This is a genomic window from Massilia sp. UBA6681, assembly GCF_002454935.1.
GTDB lineage: Bacteria > Pseudomonadota > Gammaproteobacteria > Burkholderiales > Burkholderiaceae_D > Telluria > Telluria varians.
This window is the reverse complement of record NZ_DKJX01000015.1, coordinates 1-306: the sequence shown is the minus strand read 5'-3', so window position 1 is coordinate 306 and position 306 is coordinate 1. Positions and strand designations below refer to the sequence as shown.

Here is a 306-nt window from a genome sequence, read left to right as displayed (position 1 = left end):
TCGAACAGGATGCGGCCCGGCTGCACCAGGTCGCCCGGCTCGGCGTTGCGGGTCAGGACGGTGCCGGCGACTTCGGCGCGGATGGTGGTCTTGGCCAGCTGCGCCCTGGCATTGGCGAGCCGCGCGCGCGCCGCCTGTTCGCCCGGATTGCCCGGCACCAGCGCACGCGCGGCCAGGCGTGCCTGCTCGGCCGCGATGCGGGCCACGGTTTCGGCCTGCGCCGCCTGTTCCATGGCCTCGCGCGTGATCATCTGGCGCTGGAACAGGTCGCGCCGGCGCGCCGCTTCACGGCTGGCCTGGGCCCGC

General features: G+C 75.5%; 1 pseudogene. It reads right to left on the bottom strand.

The annotated features are described in order from the left end of the window. A pseudogene (locus B2R83_RS02045) lies at window positions 1–306 on the bottom strand (hypothetical protein); the annotation flags it as partial.